19 protein-coding genes are annotated in these 21,126 nt (G+C 58.7%); 5 read left to right on the forward strand and 14 right to left on the reverse strand.

The genetic code is table 11. The features are described from left to right. The first annotated feature begins 349 nt into the window (after positions 1 to 349). Positions 350 to 1,975 carry a glucan biosynthesis protein D gene (locus ACA059_RS25940; protein WP_497631488.1) on the forward strand — a complete coding sequence of 542 codons (1,626 nt, stop codon included), beginning with the start codon at positions 350 to 352 and terminating at the stop codon, positions 1,973 to 1,975. 140 nt (positions 1,976 to 2,115) lie between these two features. Here the strand turns inward: ACA059_RS25940 and ACA059_RS25945 are convergent, their stop codons facing one another. From ACA059_RS25945 to ACA059_RS25955, 3 genes are all read right to left on the reverse strand, one after another. Next, positions 2,116 to 3,222 (reverse strand): NADH:flavin oxidoreductase/NADH oxidase, encoded by a 1,107-nt coding sequence (locus ACA059_RS25945; protein ID WP_497631489.1) that lies wholly within the window; start codon positions 3,220 to 3,222, stop codon positions 2,116 to 2,118. Between the two features lie 294 nt (positions 3,223 to 3,516). Continuing rightward, complete coding sequence (gene recJ / locus ACA059_RS25950; protein ID WP_497631490.1) at positions 3,517 to 5,226, reverse strand: single-stranded-DNA-specific exonuclease RecJ; 1,710 nt, start codon at positions 5,224 to 5,226, stop codon at positions 3,517 to 3,519. Between the two features lie 66 nt (positions 5,227 to 5,292). Beyond that, entirely contained in the window at positions 5,293 to 5,835 is a 543-nt protein-coding gene (locus ACA059_RS25955) for a YaeQ family protein (protein WP_007897614.1), read from the reverse strand. A gap of 147 nt (positions 5,836 to 5,982) precedes the next feature. Between ACA059_RS25955 and ACA059_RS25960 the strand changes: the two genes are divergently transcribed. Together ACA059_RS25960 and ACA059_RS25965 are read left to right on the forward strand one after the other, a co-directional pair. Beyond that, positions 5,983 to 7,182: a CaiB/BaiF CoA transferase family protein gene (locus tag ACA059_RS25960; protein WP_497631491.1), complete on the forward strand. Its 1,200-nt coding sequence runs from the start codon at positions 5,983 to 5,985 to the stop codon at positions 7,180 to 7,182. Continuing rightward, on the forward strand, positions 7,163 to 8,089 hold the full coding sequence (locus ACA059_RS25965; RefSeq protein WP_497634732.1) for a TIGR02285 family protein: 927 nt from the start codon (positions 7,163 to 7,165) through the stop codon (positions 8,087 to 8,089). Before ACA059_RS25960 ends, ACA059_RS25965 begins: the two co-directional genes overlap by 20 nt. A 170-nt stretch (positions 8,090 to 8,259) precedes the next feature. Here ACA059_RS25965 and ACA059_RS25970 read toward each other — a convergent pair whose 3' ends face one another. The 11 genes from ACA059_RS25970 to ffh form a co-directional block, all read right to left on the reverse strand. Beyond that, on the reverse strand, positions 8,260 to 8,547 hold the full coding sequence (locus ACA059_RS25970; protein ID WP_033056390.1) for a DUF3509 domain-containing protein: 288 nt from the start codon (positions 8,545 to 8,547) through the stop codon (positions 8,260 to 8,262). Between the two features lie 162 nt (positions 8,548 to 8,709). After that, positions 8,710 to 10,068, reverse strand: coding sequence for a transporter substrate-binding domain-containing protein (locus ACA059_RS25975; RefSeq protein WP_497631492.1), 1,359 nt, complete (start codon positions 10,066 to 10,068; stop codon positions 8,710 to 8,712). Between the two features lie 120 nt (positions 10,069 to 10,188). Next, a complete protein-coding gene (gene thrC / locus ACA059_RS25980) occupies positions 10,189 to 11,598 on the reverse strand; it encodes a threonine synthase (protein ID WP_497631493.1) in 1,410 nt (469 codons plus the stop codon). A 66-nt stretch (positions 11,599 to 11,664) separates the two neighbouring features. After that, a complete protein-coding gene (locus ACA059_RS25985) occupies positions 11,665 to 12,969 on the reverse strand; it encodes a homoserine dehydrogenase (protein ID WP_046048339.1) in 1,305 nt (434 codons plus the stop codon). 134 nt (positions 12,970 to 13,103) lie between these two features. Beyond that, a complete protein-coding gene (gene dsbC, locus ACA059_RS25990; RefSeq protein WP_109628141.1) occupies positions 13,104 to 13,835 on the reverse strand; it encodes a bifunctional protein-disulfide isomerase/oxidoreductase DsbC in 732 nt (243 codons plus the stop codon). Positions 13,836 to 14,102: 267 nt separating this feature from the next. Then, positions 14,103 to 14,999, reverse strand: a complete 897-nt coding sequence (xerD, locus tag ACA059_RS25995) for a site-specific tyrosine recombinase XerD (RefSeq protein ID WP_008151625.1) — start codon at positions 14,997 to 14,999, stop codon at positions 14,103 to 14,105. 99 nt (positions 15,000 to 15,098) lie between these two features. Beyond that, entirely contained in the window at positions 15,099 to 15,449 is a 351-nt protein-coding gene (gene rplS, locus ACA059_RS26000; protein WP_003175895.1) for a 50S ribosomal protein L19, read from the reverse strand. Positions 15,450 to 15,494: 45 nt separating this feature from the next. After that, entirely contained in the window at positions 15,495 to 16,268 is a 774-nt protein-coding gene (trmD, locus tag ACA059_RS26005; protein ID WP_497631494.1) for a tRNA (guanosine(37)-N1)-methyltransferase TrmD, read from the reverse strand. Then, the gene (rimM, locus tag ACA059_RS26010) at positions 16,250 to 16,786 is read right to left on the reverse strand and encodes a ribosome maturation factor RimM (protein WP_010463008.1); all 537 of its coding nucleotides are present in this window, start codon (positions 16,784 to 16,786) and stop codon (positions 16,250 to 16,252) included. Before rimM ends, trmD begins: the two co-directional genes overlap by 19 nt. Positions 16,787 to 16,791: 5 nt before the next feature. Further along, a complete protein-coding gene (gene rpsP / locus ACA059_RS26015) occupies positions 16,792 to 17,043 on the reverse strand; it encodes a 30S ribosomal protein S16 (RefSeq protein ID WP_010463010.1) in 252 nt (83 codons plus the stop codon). A gap of 249 nt (positions 17,044 to 17,292) precedes the next feature. Continuing rightward, the gene (ffh, locus tag ACA059_RS26020; protein ID WP_497631495.1) at positions 17,293 to 18,669 is read right to left on the reverse strand and encodes a signal recognition particle protein; all 1,377 of its coding nucleotides are present in this window, start codon (positions 18,667 to 18,669) and stop codon (positions 17,293 to 17,295) included. 210 nt (positions 18,670 to 18,879) lie between these two features. Here ffh and ACA059_RS26025 point away from each other — a divergent pair, with 210 nt between their 5' ends. Next, positions 18,880 to 19,692 carry a cytochrome C assembly family protein gene (locus ACA059_RS26025; protein ID WP_046053341.1) on the forward strand — a complete coding sequence of 271 codons (813 nt, stop codon included), beginning with the start codon at positions 18,880 to 18,882 and terminating at the stop codon, positions 19,690 to 19,692. A 12-nt stretch (positions 19,693 to 19,704) separates the two neighbouring features. Beyond that, positions 19,705 to 20,940 (forward strand): transporter associated domain-containing protein, encoded by a 1,236-nt coding sequence (locus ACA059_RS26030; RefSeq protein WP_497631496.1) that lies wholly within the window; start codon positions 19,705 to 19,707, stop codon positions 20,938 to 20,940. Positions 20,941 to 21,126: the final 186 nt, after the last annotated feature.

Here is a 21,126-nt window from a genome sequence, read left to right on the forward strand (position 1 = left end):
CATCGCCCTCTCCTTTTTGTAGTCGCCGGCCTGAAGGGCAGAGGTCGGTCATGAACACAGAATAGGAACTATCGCGGCGGTGAAAAGCGATTTTTAGAGTAATTAGTCAAAAAAAGCAGAAATGCCCTATAAATCAGAAAGTACTGTCAGAAAACTTAACCGACATTTCTTGTTTCATTGCCACGAAGCCAAAGTGCCACCAATCATTTTTTCTACACAACCGAACGGTTTAAGCTATTTGTTATCTGTTTAATGTCCGTTGCGTTTGGCCGAAGGCATGTCCGAACCTTTATTTTTGATCCAGCACGTGCCAGGAACGGCGCGGGATTGTTCACGACAGGTTGAACTTATGCACCGCAGGAATTTGCTCAAAGCATCCATGGCCATCGCTGCCTACACCGGATTATCAGCCACCGGCCTGCTCGCTTCGCGGGCCTGGGCCGGCACCGGCGCGGCGGATGGCGAGGCTCAGGCGTTCGACTTCGAAGCGCTGAAGATCCAGGCCAAGCAGCTCGCCGGAAATCGCTATCAGGACACCAAGCAGGTGCTGCCGCCGACCCTGGCAACCATGACACCGCAGAACTTCAACGCGATCCGCTATGACGGCAACCACTCACTGTGGAATGACCTCAACGGTCAGCTGGATGTGCAGTTCTTCCACGTGGGCATGGGTTTCAAACAACCGGTGCGCATGTACAGCGTCGACCCCAAGACTCGTCAGGCGCGGGAGGTGCATTTCCGCCCGTCCCTGTTCAATTATGAAAAAACCACGGTCGATACCAAACAGCTCACGGGCGACCTGGGGTTTTCCGGGTTCAAGCTGTTCAAGGCCCCGGAGCTGGATCAGCACGACGTGCTGTCCTTCCTAGGCGCCAGCTATTTCCGTGCGGTCGATGCCTCAGGCCAGTACGGTCTGTCGGCACGCGGCCTGGCGATTGATACCTATGCCAAGAAGCGTGAAGAATTCCCGGACTTCACCAAGTTCTGGTTCGAGACCCCGGACAAGGACAGCACCCGCTTCGTGGTCTACGCCCTGCTGGATTCACCGAGCGCCACCGGTGCCTACCGTTTCGACATCGACTGCCAGGCCAGCCAGGTCGTCATGGGCATCGATGCCCACATCAACGCGCGCACCGCCATCGAACAACTGGGCATCGCACCGATGACCAGCATGTTCAGCTGCGGCACCCATGAACGGCGCATGTGCGACACGATTCACCCGCAAATCCACGACTCTGATCGCCTGGCCATGTGGCGCGGCAACGGTGAGTGGATCTGCCGCCCGCTGAACAACCCGGCCACCCTGCAATTCAACGCCTTCGCCGACACCGATCCGAAAGGTTTCGGCCTGGTGCAGACCGATCATGAGTTCGACAGCTATCAAGACACCGTCGACTGGTACAGCAAGCGTCCGAGCCTGTGGGTAGAACCTACGACCGCGTGGGGCGAAGGCTCTATTGATCTGATGGAAATTCCTACGACCGGCGAAACCCTGGATAACATCGTCGCGTTCTGGACCCCGAAAAAACCGGTCGCGGCTGGCGACTCCCTGAACTACGGCTACAAGCTGTACTGGAGCGCGCTGCCTCCGGTCGGCACGCCGTTGGCGCGGGTCAACGCTACTCGTTCGGGCATGGGCGGCTTCATCGAAGGCTGGGCGCCTGGCGAACATTATCCGGAAGTCTGGGCTCGACGGTTTGCCGTGGACTTCACCGGAGGCGGTCTGGATCGCTTGCCGGAAGGCGCGGGGATCGAACCGGTGGTCACGTGCTCGAATGGGCAGGTCAAGGACTTCAACGTGCTGGTGCTGGATGACATCAAGGGTTACCGCATTACTTTTGACTGGTACCCGACCAATGACAGCGTGGCTCCGGTTGAGCTGCGACTGTTTATTCGCACCAATGACCGGACATTGAGTGAAACCTGGTTGTACCAGTACTTCCCGCCTGCGCCTGAGAAGCGCAAGTACACCTGAAGACAAGATCAAAAGATCGCAGGCTGCGCCAGCTCCTACAGGGGATTGCATTCCTTTGTAGGAGCTGGCGCAGCCTGCGATCTTTTGATGTTAAAAAGCCCCGATCTATTGATCGGGGCTTTTTGGTTTTACAGCATCAATCAGTCGCGCAAATCCGACTCATGAATCGGCTGTTCACGGTGGGTGGCCCGCTGATACTGCGCCGGCCAGATGGCCTTGCGTCCCCCCAGGTCATCATCGGCATGCAGCGGCCAGTACGGATCACGCAACAGCTCACGGGCGAGAAAGATGATGTCAGCTTGGCAGGTGCGGAGAATGTGCTCGGCCTGAGCCGGCTCGGTGATCATTCCTACCGTGCCGGTGGCAATACCTGACTCTTTGCGCACACGTTCGGCGAAACGGGTCTGATAACCGGGACCTGTAGGAATCTCGGCGTTGGCCGCCGTACCGCCCGATGAGACGTCAATCAGGTCTACGCCCAACGTGTGGAGGCGTCGCGCCAGCTCGACCGTTTCATCGGGATTCCAGCCGTCTTCCACCCAATCGGTGGCCGACACCCGCACGAACAGCGGTAGCTCTTCAGGCCACACCGCACGCACCGCTTCGGTGACTTGCAGCACCAGCCGGATTCGGTTCTCGAACGAACCACCATATTGATCGCGCCGCTGATTGCTCAGGGGCGAAAGAAACTGATGCAACAGGTAACCGTGGGCGGCGTGTATTTCCACCACTTTGAAACCGGCGGTCAGCGCTCGCTTGGCCGAAGCGACAAAGGCCTGAATGACTTCAGCGATCTCGCCATCATCGAGCTGCTTGGGGTGTGTGTGCTGCGGGTCGAAAGCAATCGGCGATGGGCCCACCGGGATCCAGCCACCGTCTTCGGGTTTGACGCTGCCATGTTTACCGATCCAAGGCCGATGGGTGCTGGCCTTGCGCCCGGCGTGAGCCAACTGAATGCCGGCCACAGCGCCTTGCGCCGCAATGAAGCGAGTGATGCGTTGCAACGGTTCGATCTGTTCATCGTTCCACAGGCCGAGGTCCTCGGTGGTGATGCGCCCGTCGGCCGTGACCGCCGTGGCTTCGGTAAACACCAGGCCGGCCCCGCCGACAGCGCGGCTGCCGAGGTGGACCAGGTGCCAGTCATTGGCCAGTCCATCGACGCTGGAGTACTGGCACATCGGCGACACCGCAATGCGGTTGAGCAGGGTCAATTGGCGAAGGGTATAGGGTTCAAGCAGCAGACTCATGGGGCACCTCTCGAATCAGTGGGCAGGCTCCAGGGTTCTGTTTGAATAGTCGACGAGTGACAGGAAAAAGATGCAGCACCCGCCCCCGCGGGTAAAAAATTCGACAAGACGTCACAAGGATAATCAAGCAGTGCTTAGAGACTAGTCGACATCGGGGGATGGTGGAGGGTTCCGGGGTGATTTGGCGCCAGGGAGATCGCCATCGTCGGAACGCCGCCCGGAGCAAGCTCGCTCCCACAGTGGATCTGCGTTGTTCACAAAATCAATGTGGGAGCGAGCTTGCTCGCGATGGGGTCAACGCGGTTCGATGTGGGCAATCATCAACTGCACGGTCTCGTTGCCACGAAACTCGTTGAGGTCGAGTTTGTAGGCCAATTCCACCCACTTGATGGTCGGATTCGGCCAGATGTCGCGGTCAATTCCGAAGGCAATGCCATCCAGTTTTACCGAACCACATTCACTCTTCAGCACCATTTTGAGGTGCCGCTCGCCAACCACCCGCTGCTCAACCAACTGAAACACCCCATGAAACAAAGGCTCCGGGAAGTGCTGCCCCCAAGGACCGGCATGACGCAGCGCACGGGCCAGTTCCAGGTGGAATTCCTCGACCGCCAAGGTGCCGTCCGACAGCAATCGCCCGGTCAGGTCTTCTTCGCGCAATTGCCTACGCACTTCAGCGTCAAAGGCTTCGGCGAACAACGGAAAATTCGCTTCCGGCAGCGTCAGGCCGGCTGCCATCGCATGGCCGCCGTATTTGCTGATCAGATTCGGATGCTGCGCCGCCACCACGCTCAACGCGTCGCGAATATGAAAACCCTGAACCGAACGCCCCGAGCCCTTGAGCAAGCCATCGCCGGCATCGGCAAAGGCAATGGTCGGGCGGAAATAGCGTTCTTTCATACGCGATGCGAGGATTCCGATGACACCTTGGTGCCACTCGGGATCGAACAGGCACAAGCCGAACGGCATCGACTCGACCGGCAAATCCTTCAGTTGAGCCAGCGCTTCACGCTGCATGCCCTGCTCAATGGATTTGCGGTCCTGGTTCATGCCGTCGAGTTGAGCGGCCATTTCACGCGCCAGACCAGCGTCTTCGGTGAGCAGGCATTCGATGCCCAGGCTCATGTCATCCAGACGCCCCGCCGCGTTCAGACGCGGGCCAACAATGAAACCCAGGTCGGTAGAGGTGATGCGCGTGTGGTCACGCTTGGCAACTTCGAGGATGGCTTTGATCCCCGGCCGAGCGCGCCCGGCGCGAATCCGTTCCAGACCTTGGTGCACCAGAATCCGGTTGTTGGCATCCAGCGGTACCACGTCGGCGACGCTGCCCAGGGCCACAAGGTCCAGCAACTCGCCGATGTTCGGCTGCGGCTTGCTCTCGTACCAACCGAGGCTGCGCAAACGCGCACGCAGGGCCATCAGCACATAGAAAATCACCCCGACGCCGGCCAGCGCCTTGCTCGGAAACTCGCAACCCGGCTGGTTGGGATTGACGATGGCATCGGCCAGCGGCAACTCGTCACCGGGCAAGTGGTGGTCGGTGACCAGCACCTGGAGCCCAGCCTTTTTCGCCGCCGCCACGCCTTCAACGCTGGAGATACCGTTGTCCACAGTGATCAGCAACTGGGGTGTACGGGTCAGCGCCACTTCAACGATTTCCGGCGTCAGGCCGTAGCCATACTCGAACCGGTTCGGCACCAGGTAGTCAACGTGCGCCGCGCCCAGCAGGCGCAAGCCCAACATGCCCACGGTACTGGCCGTCGCGCCATCTGCGTCGAAGTCCCCGACGATCAGAATCCGCTGACGCTGCTCGAGCGCCGTCACCAGCAAATCCACCGCTGCATCGATGCCTTTGAGTTGCTGGTATGGAATCAGCCGTGCCAGGCTCTTGTCCAGTTCAGTCTCGGACAGCACACCGCGCGCCGCGTACAGACGGGTCAGCAGCGGCGGCAGATCACCGAGGAAAGGCAGGGTGTCGGGCAACAGGCGAGGTTCGATGCGCATGGGGTGACAGGTGCTTCTCTTGAGTACGTAGGATAAAAACGGGTAACGCGGACCAGCAGCGAATAATCAGCCGCGCTCGCCGCTCAGCCACTGCAGCTGGACTTCATGCTGACCCCGGTCGTCGGTGACGAAAATCGTCCCTTCGCTGATCATCACGTCCCACTTGATAACCCGCGGCATGTCTTTGGCCAGGGTTTCCAGCACTTCCTGCGGAACAGCAGCGATGTGCACGTTTTTCAGGTTCTTGATCGCCGGGATCACTTTGGTCTCCCAGACGCGCAGGCTGCCGTAAGCCAGCAGGCTGGTGCGCTCGGTGCGACGTGAGCACCACGTCAGGCGATCAGCATCTGGCTGGCCGACTTCGATCCAGTGCAGAACGCGGTCGTCCAGGCTCTTTTCCCACAGGGCAGGTTCGTCCACGTCTGACAGACCGCGACCGAACGACAACTGCTCGTTGTACCAGAAGGCGTAGGCCAGCAGCCGCACGGTCATACGCTCTTCGGTCTCCGAAGGGTGACGGGCGATGGTCTGCTTCACGCTCTCGTACACGCTGCGGTCGAGGTCGGTAAGGTTCAGTTCAAACTTGTAGGTCGTGGACGGCTGGGCCATGAACGGGCTTCTTGATACGGGGAAAGGCGGCAAGTCTAACCGATGCGGTAGGCAATCCACGAATTGAAGGCGATCAACCTTGGTCGTCTGACGTTCGGCTATGTTAAAACCCTGTATTCGCTCAACCTTTGTCCTACAGGATCCAGCATGCCGCTCACCGGAAAACCGCTCTCAGGTCTGAAAGTCATTGAATTGGGTACGCTGATCGCCGGGCCGTTTGCCTCGCGCATTTGCGGAGAGTTCGGTGCCGAGGTGATCAAAATCGAGTCCCCCGATGGCGGCGATCCGTTGCGCAAATGGCGAAAACTGTATGAAGGCACCTCGCTGTGGTGGTTCGTCCAGGCGCGCAACAAGAAATCCCTGACCCTGAACCTCAAACACCCCGATGGCCTGGCGATCCTGAAAAAACTGCTCAGCGAAGCGGACATCCTGATCGAGAACTTTCGCCCTGGCGTGCTGGAAAAGCTCGGCCTGAGCTGGGAAGTCTTGCACGCACTGAACCCGAAACTGGTGATGGTGCGCCTCTCGGGTTTCGGTCAGACCGGGCCGATGAAGGATCAGCCAGGCTTTGGCGCCGTCGGTGAATCCATGGGCGGCTTGCGCTACATTACCGGGTTCGAAGACCGGCCACCGGTGCGCACCGGTATTTCCATCGGTGACTCGATTGCTGCGTTGTGGGGTGTCATCGGTGCGCTGATGGCGTTGCGTCATCGCGAGGTCAACGGTGGCCTTGGCCAAGTGGTGGATGTGGCGCTGTATGAAGCGATCTTCGCCATGATGGAAAGCATGGTCCCGGAGTTCGACGTGTTCGGTTTCATCCGCGAACGCACCGGCAACATCATGCCGGGCATCACGCCCTCCTCGATCCACACCAGTGCCGACGGCAAACATGTACAGATCGGTGCCAATGGCGATGCGATCTTCAAACGCTTCATGCTGATCATTGGTCGCGAGGACCTGGCCAATGACCCTGTGTTGGCGAGCAACGACGGACGCGATAGCCGTCGCGACGAGATTTATGGGGTGATTGATCGTTGGGTCAACTCGCTGCCGCTGGACACCATCATCGAGCAGTTGAATCAGGCCGACGTCCCGGCCAGCCGGATCTTCAGCGCTGAAGACATGTTCAGTGATCCACAGTACCTGGCCCGGGAAATGTTCCTGAAGGCCAAGTTGCCGGACGGCAAAGATTTCAAGATGCCGGGAATCGTGCCGAAACTATCAGAGACACCCGGCACTTCGGAATGGGTCGGGCCGCAGTTGGGCGAACACAATGCGCAGGTACTCAACGATCTTGGTTACGACAAGGAACAGATCGCAAAGCTGCGTGAAGACGGGGCCATCTAAGCTGAGGCGCCTGCTTTCATCAGCACTCGATCACGCCCACGGCTGGCGGGTTTTGGCGACGCTCATCTTATTGTCGTGCCTTGGCTCTCCCGCCTCGGCGCAGCCCAAAGAGACGCTGATCTGGCTGCTGCGCGATTTGCCGCCAACGATGATTCTCGAAGGTCCGAAAAAAGGACAGGGAATCATCGATCAAATGCTGCCGCTGTTGATCGCCGGCATGCCGCAATATCAGCACACCCTGATGCGGGTCAACCGGGCCCGCGGCATGCAAATGCTCCACGAAGCGTCGTTTACGTGCGATCCCTCGCTGGTCTGGACCAAGGAGCGGGAACAGTGGATTACGTTCTCCATTCCGGCCTTCCGCGCCGTCAGTAATGGCCTGGTCGTCCGACAGGAAGATCGAGCGGTGCTGGAACCGTTTCTTGTCGACGGTGAAGTCGATCTGGCGGCAATGCTGGCCAGTGGTAGAAAGAAAGTCGGTGTAGTGGCTGAGCGCAGTTATGGTCAATTCCTCGACACGCTGCTGAAACAGGCACTGCCCGACGCGCTGACACGTCACTACGGCAACGACGCCCTCGGCAGTCTGTTACAGATGCAGCGCCTGGGTCGCTTGCAGGTGGTTTTGGGTTACTGGCCGGAAATTCGCTATAAGGCCAATCAGGCACAGATCGCCGACGACCAGCTGGAGTTCTATCCGGTCAAGGGCACGGGGAAATACCTGTCCGGGCACATTGGCTGCTCCAATACACCGCAAGGCCGAAAGGCGATCAATGAGATCAACCAGCTGTTACGCACCATGCCGCATGATCGACTGGATCAGCAATACGCGGACTGGCTGGATCCGGAAAGGCGCAGCGATTACTTGAAAGAAACCAAAGCGTTTTTTGAGCACCAGGCCGAGCAATGACAAATCGCAGGCAAAAAGAAACCCCGAGAAGTGGGGAGACGACTCGGGGTTAAACGTGGCCTACATAAAGACCAGTGGCAGCAAGCTACAAGCACCGGAGCACAATGCTTGATCCTGCTGTTACATGGTCTGACTGACCTAAGCGCAGGAAGGTTCCCACAAAAAACAATTCAATTTCGGTTGGCCAGGATCTTGTCCTGAGCAGCATTACGTAACGCCGCGATAACGCAGGGCTCCAGCCTGCCTTCAGCGATCAGCACGTCGCGATGCAATCCGTCGACGACATCCGTCAGCAGACGTTTGCTGGTCAACTGGGCCTGATTGAACGCCCGCTCGACCACGATAGCGCCGGTCGCATTCTTCAGTGTCACCAGGCATTCGCCATGGGTTCCCGACGGGGTCAACGTTACCTGATAGGGGCTCAGAGCTTCACCGAGCAATAGACTGATACTTTCCATCTCGATCACCACTCAATAGTCCGAAAACAAAGTGCCTGGGGCGTTCCTACAGTAAATGACCACTGGCTCGAGAAGAAAGTTCTGGATACCGACTGCTGGAGAACCTGCGCCGCGGGTCAATAGAGCATGCACGGCCAAGATGACAGATAAAAAACAGCCGCGTCATGCCTGCTTCTTGCGCTTGCCGATGTCGGTCCATCCTCCCAGCAGACCCCGCAATTGTCCGTCGGCACCGTAAAAAGGCACCGTCCACTGATAGACATGCCTGACGCCGTTGTTGAACATCAATTGACGCTCACTGAAGCGGGTCTTGCGCGTACCGAGCTGGGCCATGAACTCTGCATGCAGCAGTTCGGCGGTCTCTTTGGGCATGACCTCCAGTTCAATCAGCTGTCGTCCCTGAACCTGGTCGAAACGGGTCGACAAGCTCTCTTCATAACTCTTGTTGCACATGATCAAACGCCCTTCCAGATCACGAACAAACATGGGATCGGGCATGGCGTCCATCAACGCATGCTGGAAGGCGAGCTGATCATTCAGACTTTTCTCGGCATCCAGGCGTTGCTGGATCAATACCGAGAGCCGTCGGTTCCAGAGCAGGGACAACAGGCCGAACAGACTGACGATAAACATTCCCCAGCAGCCCCACTCGGCGAGTCGGTGCCAGGCGCCGGGCACCTTGACGGGGGCAATCCCATTGAGCCATTTCAGGCGAATGGCGCGCAATTCAGCAGGATCAAGCGCCTCAAGCGCCTTGTTGAGGATACTCGACAGCTGAGGCTGACCTTTGCGTACGGCCAAGTGGTCCGCCTCCCATTTGCCCTCGACCGTATACCCGACCTTGAGCTGCCCGGACGGATAGAGTTGTGCTCCGGTTTCGTTTTCGATGGTGGCATAGGCCTCACCGCTCTCGACCAGCGCCCGGGCCTCCGCGTAGGTTTTAACCGAGCGCAGCTCGATATCCGGATGGTCGCGGCGAATCGTGACCTCCAGCGCATGCCGGGTCGGCAACACCAGAACCCTTCCCGATAGCTGCTCCAGGGATTGCACCTCTGGCGCCCCGGCCCGCCCGACGAACACCCAGCCAGCGCCACCGAACGCATGACTGAAATCCAGAAACGTCTTGCGTTCGTCATTCATCGCCAGCGTCGTGCTCATGTCCGCTGCGCCACTTTCCAATCGCCCGAGCAACTGATCGGTGGAAAACGATTCTTCGTGAACAAACTGCAATCCCGTCATCGCGCTGATGCGGTTGAGCAGATCATTGTTCAAGCCGTTCCATTGGCCGTGCTCATCCTTGAACAGGTACAGCGGATATTGCACCGATGCGACGATGACATTCGAATGCTCGGCAATCCATTTCAACTCCTGGGCATCCAGCTCGATTGTTATGCCGGAAACCGATCCCTTGGACTCGGGAGCCACCCATTGCGATGCGCTCCCCCACTGGGCAAAGCCCAGGGTGCCGACTAAAAAAAACATCCAGCACGCGGCTGGTTTTAACCCTCTGAAAAACAGCATTGCCACTTCCTTCGTAATCAACTCGCCCGTCCTTCGTAGGCGAAAACCCGACAAGTGTGGCATGCAGAAATGAGAAAGCCCGTCAGGAGACGGGCTTCAAAATGTGACAGATTTAATTGGTTACAGAGGCTTGCCGCGGTTGCCATGCTTGCTGACAAAGGCCTGCACGGCTTTCAGGTCATTTGGCAGCACGGTGCAGCGCTCATCTCGCTCAAACAAATCAGAAAGATGTGCAGGTAGTTCGAGCGCTTTTCCTACGCCTGCTTTTTCCACTGCGTCCGGGAATTTGACCGGATGCGCCGTACCGAGGATCACCATCGGGATATCCAGGCTGCGACGGCACTCGCGCGCCGCCTTCACGCCGATGGCGGTGTGTGGATCCAGCAGTTCGCCGGTTTGCTCAAAAACTTCGGCAATGGTTTCGCAGGTTTGAGCGTCATCCACGGCCAGCGAATCGAACAGCTTGCGGGCCTCGGTCCAGCGCTCCTGTTCGACGCTGAAACCGCCACCCTGCTTGAAAGTGTCCATCAAACCGGCAACCGCTGCGCCGTTACGACCGTGCAGGTCGAACAGCAGGCGTTCGAAGTTCGACGACACCATGATGTCCATCGACGGCGACAGCGTGGCGTGCAGGGTGTCCTTGACGTACTGATTGCCGCTCATGAAGCGGTGCAGGATGTCGTTGCGGTTGGTGGCGACGATCAACTGGTTGATCGGCAGGCCCATGTTGCGCGCCAGGTAGCCGGCGAAAATGTCGCCAAAGTTGCCGGTCGGTACCGAGAACGACACCGAACGTGCCGGGCCGCCCAACTGCAGGGCTGCATGGAAGTAGTAAACGATCTGGGCCATGATTCGCGCCCAGTTGATCGAGTTCACGGCAACCAGGCGCGTGCCTTTGAGGAAGCTCTGGTCGGCGAAGCTGGCCTTGACCATTTCCTGGCAGTCATCGAAGTTGCCTTCGATGGCGATGTTGTGGATGTTCTCGCCGAAAATAGTGGTCATCTGGCGACGCTGCACTTCGGACACACGGTTGTGCGGGTGCAGGATGAAGATGTCGACGTTTTCGCAGTGTTTGCAGCCTTCGATGGCGGCCGAACCGGTGTCGCCGGACGTAGCGCCGACAATCACCACGCGCTCACCGCGTTTTTCCAACACGTAGTCGAGCAGACGACCCAGCAGTTGCAGGGCGAAGTCCTTGAACGCCAGGGTCGGGCCGTGGAACAGCTCCAGCACCCATTCGTTGCCGTTCAGCTGACGCAATGGCGCTACGGCGTTGTGGGAAAACACGCCGTAAGTCTCTTCCAGAATCTTTTTGAAATCGGCATCGGGAATGCTGCCAGTGACGAACGGGCGCATCACCCGGAAGGCCAGTTCGTGATACGGCAGGCCGGCCCAGGAAGCGATTTCTTCCTGGGTGAATCGTGGCAGGTTTTCCGGGACGTACAGACCGCCGTCCGTGGCCAGACCGGCCAGCAGGACGTCTTCGAAATTCAGGGCCGGTGCCTGGCCGCGGGTACTGATATAACGCATGACTGGCTCCAATAGACAGTGTTCGCAAACCCGGGCCCGCAGGCGAGCCCGGTGAACGATAACGACTTAGTTCAGGTGCTCGACGCGGATCCGTACGACCGGACCGACTACGCCCGCCAAGGCTTCCAGGGCGGCGATCGCGTCGTTCATGTGCTGTTCCAGCACGCGGTGAGTCAGCAGGATCATCGGCACCAGGCCGTCGTGTTCTTCGACTTCCTTCTGCATGATCGATTCGATGTTGATGCCGCGCTCCGACAGGATGCTCGCCACCTGCGCCAACACGCCTGGATGGTCCTTGGCCTGGATGCGCAGGTAATAGGAGCTTTCGCAGGCCTCGATCGGCAGGATCGGGTGGGCCGACAGCGAATCCGGCTGAAAGGCCAGGTGCGGTACGCGGTTTTCCGGGTCGGAAGTCATGGCGCGAACCACGTCCACCAGGTCGGCGATCACCGACGAAGCGGTCGGCTCCATGCCAGCGCCAGCGCCGTAGAACAGGGTCGAACCGGCGGCATCACCGTTGACCATCACCGCGTTCATCACGCCGTTGACGTTGGCGATCAGGCGATCGGCCGGGATCAGCGTCGGGTGTACGCGCAGTTCGATGCCGGCCGCGGTGCTGCGCGCCACGCCCAGATGCTTGATGCGATAGCCCAGCGCTTCGGCGTAGTTCACGTCAGCGGTGGTCAGCTTGGTGATGCCTTCGGTGTAGGCCTTGTCGAACTGCAGCGGAATACCGAACGCGATGGACGCCAGGATCGTCAGCTTGTGGGCCGCGTCGATGCCTTCAACGTCGAAGGTCGGATCGGCCTCGGCGTAACCCAGGGCTTGTGCCTCGGCGAGTACGTCTTCGAAAGTCCGGCCCTTCTCACGCATTTCGGTGAGGATGAAGTTACCGGTGCCGTTGATGATGCCGGCGACCCAGTTGATGCGGTTGGCCGACAGGCCTTCACGGATCGCCTTGATCACCGGAATGCCACCGGCCACGGCGGCTTCGAACGCCACAATCACGCCCTTCTCCCGGGCCTTGGCGAAAATTTCATTACCGTGAACGGCAATCAGTGCCTTGTTCGCGGTGACCACATGCTTGCCATTCTCGATGGCCTTGAGTACCAGCTCGCGGGCAACGGTATAGCCGCCCATCAGCTCTATGACGATGTCGATCTCAGGGTTCGTGGCCACTTCGAAGACATCGTTGGTAATCGCAATACCGGTCGTCTGGAACTGAGGCTTTGGCGTGCGCATGGCAATTTGTGCCACTTCGATTCCACGCCCGGCACGACGAGCAATTTCCTCGGCGTTACGCTGAAGTACGTTGAAGGTACCGCCACCGACGGTCCCTAACCCACAGATGCCTACTTTGACCGGTTTCACTGTGAACTCCCCATAAAACGGCCGACTCAAGGCCGGCCGTGAAAACAACCGCATGCTCGCGGCTCTCTATTAATGGCTCGGCGAACGCTGCCGCCGAACCATGATCGTCAATGGCTGACCGTGACGATGCGAATTTACTTCGCGCCCAGCGCCAGTTTGGCGACTTGTGGCGCAGGCTGGTAGCCCGGAATGACTTGGCCGTCGGCCAAAACGATGGCCGGTGTACCGTTCACGCCGATCGACTGACCGAGGGCGAACTGCTTGGAAACCGGGTTATCGCACTTGGCGGCCTTGATTTCCTTGCCGTCGACCATCTTGTCCATGGCGGCTTTCTTGTCTTTCGAGCACCAGACCGCTTGCAGCTGTTCGTCACCCGGCGAGCCAAGGCCCTGGCGCGGGAACGCGACGTAACGCACTTCGATGCCGCGCTTGTTCAGCTCAGGCACTTCGGCGTGCAGCTTGTGGCAATACGGGCAGGTGGTGTCGGTGAATACGGTGATGTGCGATTTGGTTTCGCCGATCGCCGGGTAGACCACGGTTTCCGCGACCGGGATTGCGTTGACCAGTTTGGACACGCCCAGGCGTTCGGTCTTCTCGGTCAGGTTGATCGGCTTGCCGTCCTTGAGCTGGAACATGTAGCCCTGCACCACGTATTGACCGTCGGCGCTGGCGTAGAGCACGCGGCTGCCTTGCAGTTTGACTTCGTACAGACCCGGCAGCGGACTGGCGGAGATGCTTTCTACCGGTACTTCGAGCTGGAGGTTTTCCAGGCTTTTACGAATGGCTTTGTCGGCCGCGTCATCGGCGACGGCAAAGGTGCTGACCAACGCAATGGCTGCGGCGGCGAAAATCTGGGTCAGACGCATGAGAACTCCTGAAGGCGGACAAATGGGTCGATCAGAACGCCCGTGCCGAAACACCGGGTCATAAACGCCCATCGTGCAAACCGGCAAAGCCTACCACATAAGGCCCCTGTGGCCGAATGCGGGTGATGCAACACATCGCGGGTGCCGTCAGCTTTCTGTGGGAGCGAGCTTGCTCGCGATAGCGGTGTGTCAGGCAACATTAATATTGGATGTACGGGCCTCATCGCGAGCAAGCTCGCTCCCACAGAAAAGCAGATCACAAATCGCTCAGCCGCGTGGATGGTGTTTGGCGTGCAGGTCCTGCAAGCGGGCGCGGGCGACGTGGGTGTAGATCTGCGTGGTCGACAGGTCGCTATGGCCGAGCAGCATTTGCACTACCCGCAAGTCGGCGCCGTGGTTGAGCAGGTGCGTGGCGAAGGCATGGCGCAAGGTGTGCGGCGACAGCGACTTGCCGATCCCGGCAACCTTGGCCTGGTGCTTGATGCGATGCCAGAAGGTCTGCCGAGTCATTTGCTCGCCGCGCTGGCTGGGGAACATGACATCGCTGGGACGCCCACCTAGCAGCTCCTGGCGGCCATCGCGCAGGTAACGCTCGACCCAGACAATCGCCTCCTCGCCCATCGGCACCAGCCGCTCCTTGCTGCCCTTGCCCATCACTCGCAGCACGCCTTGGCGCAGATTGACCTGCTCCAGCGTCAGGCTGATCAGTTCCGTCACACGCAAGCCGCAGGCATAAAGCACTTCGAGCATGGCGCGGTCACGCTGGCCGATGGCTTCGCTCAGGTCAGGTGCTTTTAACAAGGCCTCCACATCCGCTTCCGACAAGGATTTAGGCAGTGGTCGACCCAGCTGCGGCATATCGACACGCAAGGTCGGATCGACTGCAATCAGCTTTTCCCGCAGCAAGTAGCGATAGAAGCCACGCACGCCAGAGAGAAATCGCGCCGTCGAGCGGGGTTTGTAGTTTTGCTCCAGACGCCAGGCCAAGTGATCGAGGATCAATTCGCGGCCGGCGTTGATCAATTCCAGCCCCTTCTCCTGCAGCCAGCCGTTGAACAGGGCCAGGTCGCTGCGATAGGCATCGCGGGTGTTATCGGAAAGACCTTTCTCCAGCCACAGAGCGTCGAGGAATTGGTCTATCAGTGGATGATCGATGGCGGGCATAAAGGCTCAAGCAAGACCGACAGTACGGTCAGGGAAGATAAATCGCAGGCAACAAAAAAGCAGCCCGTAGGCTGCTTTTTTCTGCATCGGAAGCTGGACTTAAGCCAGTTTTTCCTTGATGCGAGCTGCTTTACCGGACAGGTCACGCAGGTAGTACAGCTTGGCTTTACGTACGTCACCGCGACGTTTAACGGCCATGCTGTCGATTTGCGGGCTGTAGGTCTGGAAAGTACGCTCTACGCCAACACCGTTGGAGATTTTACGAACGGTGAAAGCACTGTTTACGCCGCGGTTACGCTTGGCGATAACAACACCTTCGAACGCTTGCAGACGCGAACGGTCGCCTTCCTTCACTTTCACCTGAACGACAATGGTGTCGCCCGGGGCAAAGGTAGGGATCTCTTTGGTCATCTGCTCTGCTTCGAGTGCAAGGATGATTTTGTTAGTCATGCTGTGCTCCTAAGGTAAATCGTCGGATCTACCATCGATACGTTGTTAACTATCGTCCCGCTCGCGGATGTATTCCTCGAGCAGCTTCTTCTCTTCTCCAGAAAGCGAGCGGCTTTCCAGAAGATCGGCGCGTCGTTCAAAGGTCCTACCAAGGGACTGCTGTAAACGCCAACGCCGGATATGCGCGTGATTGCCACTTAGCAACACGTCGGGAACACGCTGATCCGCATACACCTCCGGTCGGGTGTAGTGCGGGCAATCCAGCAAACCATCCGTAAAGGAATCTTCCTCGGCGGAGTCCGCATGCCCTAAAGCTCCAGGCAGCAGTCGTGTAACCGCATCGATCAGGACCATCGCCGGCAGCTCGCCGCCAGACAGTACATAGTCGCCAATCGACCACTCTTCATCGACATGAGCCTCTATAAAACGCTCGTCAATGCCTTCATAGCGGCCGGCAATCAGGATCAATGCATCCAGATTCGCCAACTCGCGTACCGCCGACTGAGTCAGTTGACGGCCTTGGGGGGACAGGTAAATTACCTTCGCCGCCTCCCCGGCTGCTGCCTTGGCCTCAACCAACGCATCTTCCAGGGGCTTGATCTTCATCACCATGCCCGGACCACCGCCAAATGGGCGATCGTCCACAGTGTGATGTCGATCCGTCGTGTAGTCTCGCGGATTCCAACAGGTGAGCTGCAAGAGCCCCTGTTTCACCGCACGACTGGTGATGCCGTACTCGCTGATGGCGGAGAACATCTCGGGAAACAAACTGATCACTTCTACGCGCAAGTTAGCCACGCTTAGAAGTCCGCATCCCATTCCACCTTCATCTCGCCTGCGGCAAGGTCGACGGCCAACACGCATTGCTCCGTATAGGGCAACAGGCGTTCGCGATCATCCAGGCTGCCAGCGCAAGGCTTGACCACCATTACATCATTGGCGCCGGTTTCCAGAAGATGATCGATTTTCCCGAGCAATTGCCCGAGTTGATCAATGACCTTCAGACCTTCCAGCTGGTACCAGTAGTACTCGCCGTCGGTCAATTCAGGGAACAGGTTGCGCGGCACGCAGATCTCATAACCGGCCAGAAGACGCGCTTCTTCACGATCATCAAGACCCTTGAGCTTTGCGACCAGGAACTTGTCGTTCCCGCGTCCGCTGACCAGCTCGACCTGTTTCACATTACCTTCGCGCTTGAGCGTCCAGGTTTTGTACTGCAACAGGTTTTCAGTCGGATCAGTAAAGGAATACACCTTCACTTCGCCGCGAACGCCATGAACAGAATAAATCTTGCCGATAACGATCAAATCATCAGCAATGGCAGGCGTCGCGTTCATATTGCTCAGGCCGCAGCCTTAGATGCATCCTTCAACAACTGAGCAACACGCTCAGAAGGTTGTGCACCAACGCTCAGCCAGTAGGCTACGCGCTCTTGGTTCACGGACAGACGGACTTCTTGACCACGAGCAACAGGGTTGAAGAAACCAACCTGTTCCTTGTGCGAACCGTCGCGCGGGTTGCGGCTGTCGGTTACGGTCAAGTGGTAAAACGGGCGCTTTTTGGAGCCGCCAAGGGCAAGACGGATTGTTAGCATGTGAACATCGTTCCTGTAGTCGGTGCTGCAAATCTAAAGGCACAGCGGGCATAGGTGCCCGAAAGGCCGCATATTCTAAGGAATATCCGGACTTTTGCAAATGTCTTTTTCCGGCTGCCTATCGGCCGCCATCAAGATTTGCTATAGAGCCGTCGTTGAAAACGGCCAGTCAGCTCCCGCCAAGTGCGGGTTTGCTGGAGATCCCACTTCCGTGTGGGAGGTGCAAGGGCAAGCCCCTGCGTAAATTATTTACATTCTCGGCATGCCGCCGCCGGGCAACATACCGCCCATGCCGCGCATCATTTTGGCCATTCCGCCTTTTGCGGAGAACTTCTTCATCATCTTCTGCATCTGCTTGTGCTGCTTGATCAAGCGACCGATGTCCTGCACTTGAGTGCCGGAACCCATGGCGATCCGGCGTTTGCGCGAACCGCTGATCAGCTCAGGGTCGCGGCGCTCGGCCGGGGTCATGGAATTGATGATGGCTTCCATCTGCTTGAATTGTTTCTCTGCCGCACCCTGAGCGTTGCCCATTTGCGCCAGGTTCATGCCGCCGATATTTGGCAGTTTGTCCATGAGGCCGCCGAGGCCGCCCATGTTTTTCATCTGTTGCAGCTGATCGCGGAAGTCTTCGAGGTCGAAGCCCTTGCCCTTCTTCAGCTTCTTGGCCAGTTTGTCGGCCTTGTCCTTGTCGAGGGTCTGTTCGGCCTGCTCGATCAGGCTGAGCACGTCGCCCATACCGAGGATGCGCGAAGCAATACGCTCAGGATGGAACGGCTCGAGCGCGTCGCTCTTCTCGCCCATACCGATGAACTTGATCGGTTTGCCGGTGATGGCGCGCACCGACAGTGCAGCACCGCCACGGGCGTCGCCGTCGACCTTGGTCAGGATCACACCGGTCAGCGGCAGCGCGTCGCCAAAGGCCTTGGCCGTGTTGGCGGCGTCCTGACCGGTCATGGCGTCGACCACGAACAGCGTTTCGACCGGGTTGATCGCGGCATGCAGCGCCTTGATCTCGCCCATCATCTCTTCATCGATGTGCAGGCGACCGGCGGTATCGACGATGACCACGTCGATGAATTTCAGTTTTGCTTCTTTAATAGCCGCTTGCGCGATGTCGACCGGCTTCTGGCTCAGGTCGGAGGGGAAGAAGGTTACGCCGACTTCACCCGCGAGCATTTCCAACTGCTTGATCGCCGCCGGACGGTAAACGTCCGCAGACACGATCATGACCGACTTCTTCTTGCGCTCTTTGAGGAAGCGCGCGAGTTTGCCGGCGGTGGTGGTTTTACCCGCACCCTGCAAACCGGCCATCAGCACGACGGCGGGAGGAACGGCGCTCAAGTTCAAGTCTTCGTTGGCCGCGCCCATCAGGCTTTCGAGTTCGGCCTGGACGATCTTCACGAAGGCCTGGCCCGGCGTCAGGCTGCGCGACACCTCAGTGCCGACGGCGCGTTCCTTGACCGAATTGACGAAGTCCTTGACGACCGGCAAGGCGACGTCAGCTTCGAGCAACGCCATGCGCACTTCGCGCAGGGTGTCTTTGATGTTGTCTTCGGTCAGCTTGGCCTTGCCGGTGACATGGCGCAGCGTCTGCGAGAGACGGTCGGTTAAGTTTTCAAACATTGCGCGATCCTTTCAGGCCCTGTGTAGACCGGGATAATGGCGGCCCAGACCGGAATAAACATGTGCTCGGCGAGCCTGCGGCGTGGGCAGGTCGCGGATTATAGCGAAGACTGCGTCTGGCGGACACCTCGTCGTCAGGTTGCATGGTCTTTCGTGCTGCGGGGGTTCTATGCCAAACTCAGCGCCTTTCGGGCTTGCCTAACAGGATTTATGCTCCCCTTGTCACCCAGTTTGCTAACTACCCTCGCCGCCGCCTGCTTATATGCCGCTGCGACCCTCTATCAGGGCACTCGTCTGGCCACCGGTGCCAAGGCGAACAAACGCCTGCTGGTCACGCTCGGCGTGCTCGCCGTGCTGGCTCATAGCGCCAGTCTGTTCACCCACCTGCTGACACCGATTGGCCTGGGCCTGGATTTTTTCAGCGCCGCCAGCCTGATTGCCGCCGCGGTGATTGCCCTGACGCTGCTGGCCTGCTCACGGATCCCGGTGGAAAACCTGCTTATATTGCTGTTCCCGCTCGGCGCCGCCACCGTGCTGCTCGCACAGTTCGCCCCCGCCGGCACAGTGCAGATCATCGACGAAGAACCGGGCATCCTCGCCCACATCCTGCTGTCGATCCTCGCCTATGGCATGTTCACCATCGCGGTGTTCCAGGCGTTGCTGCTGCTGGTTCAAGACCATCAGCTCAAGCACAAGCACCCGTCGGGCCTGATCAAGAACTTCCCGCCGCTGCAAACCATGGAAAGCCTGCTGTTCGGTTTCCTCTGGGCCGGCTGGACCCTGCTGTCGCTGTCGCTGATCTCCGGCTGGCTGTTCGTCGACAACCTGTTCGCCCAGCACCTGGTGCACAAAACCTTGCTGGCATGCCTCGCCTGGATCGTCTTCAGCGTGCTGCTATGGGGCCGTAATCGCCTCGGCTGGCGCGGACACAAGGCCATTCGCTGGACCCTCGCCGGTTTCTGCCTGCTGATGCTGGCCTATTTCGGCAGTAAGCTGGTTCGTGAATACATCCTGCATATCTGACGGGCGGCATTAATGGACGACTTGCCCATAGGGCCGATGCTCGCGGTAGTGGCCCTGCTGATTTTATGGTCGGGGCTGTTTACCGCCATCGAAGCTGCGCAACAGTACTTGCTCGCCCAACGGACAGCTTCGCGTTCGAGCGACAAGCCGGTGGCAAAACTGAGCTTTTCGCTCAATAGCCTGATCCTCTGCAACACCCTGTGCCGCGCACTGGTCGTGGTCATCAGCACCTTGCTGGCGATTTTCACTTGGGCGGAAAACGGTCCGTGGGTGGCTTTCCTGGGGGCTGGCGCCGTGCTTCTGGTGTTCGCCGACTACCTGCCGCGCACCCTCGCCGTCCGTTATCCAGACGCCGTCCTGGCCCTGGGCAACACCTTGCTGGGCGCACCACTGAAAATCATCTATCCCGCCGCCTGGTTGCTCAATGGCATAAGCCAGCTGCTGATGCGACCGTTCGCCCGCAAAGTCAAAGTGGTGCAGCAGAGCGAAGACGAGGCGCCGAACGATCGGCTCGACGATCACGAACACGCCGCCTGCCGCCCACACCCGCTGTCAGGCATCCATGCGCTGGACAACATCACGGTCAACGACATTCTGGTGCCTCGCAGTGACGTCGACGGGGTCAATCTGGACGACTCCCTCGAGGAAATCATTGAGCAGCTTCGCGCCAATAAACGCACACGCTTGCCGGTTTTCCACAGCGACATCAATCAGGTCGAGGCAGTGCTCAATACCCGGCAGATCCGCCATCTGCTGTCCGACGCCAGTCTGACCCGAGAAGCACTGCTGGCAGCCTGTCACGACCCCTACTTCGTGCCTGAAAGCACCCCGTTGCAACTGCAGCTGTTGAATTTCCACAAACAACAGCGACGCCTGGGCATGGTGGTCGACGAGTACGGCGAAGTGCTCGGTGTCGTGACTCTGGAAGACATTCTCGAAGAAATCGTCGGCGAGTTCGAAAGCCAGCACAGCCTGGATAACCCGCACATCCACCCACAAGCCGATGGCCGCCTGGTGATCGAAGGGGCGGCGTCGATTCGCGAATTGAACAAGAGCCTGGGCTGGCACTTGCCCAGCGACGGTCCGAAAACCCTCAACGGGTTGGTGACCGAGGCGCTGGAAACGATTCCGGACAGTGCGGTATGCCTGAAGATCGGGCGTTATCGGCTGGAGATTCTGGAGACTGAAGACAATCGCGTCAGTCGCGTACTGATCTGGCATACCAGCTTGGTTCCAGTCGTTATCTAAACCTTGGCACCTCCCCTGTGGCGAGGGGATTTATCTGTGGCGAGGGGATTTAGCGAAACGTCGCACCGCCCCGTTGGGCTGCAAAGCAGCCCCAAGACTTCAAGTAAGGTTTGTCAGATAAAATCCAGTTGCAAATATTTTGGCGCTGCTTCGCAACGCAACGGGGATAAATCCCCTCGCCACAAC

The organism is Pseudomonas sp. LBUM1647, assembly GCF_059716175.1.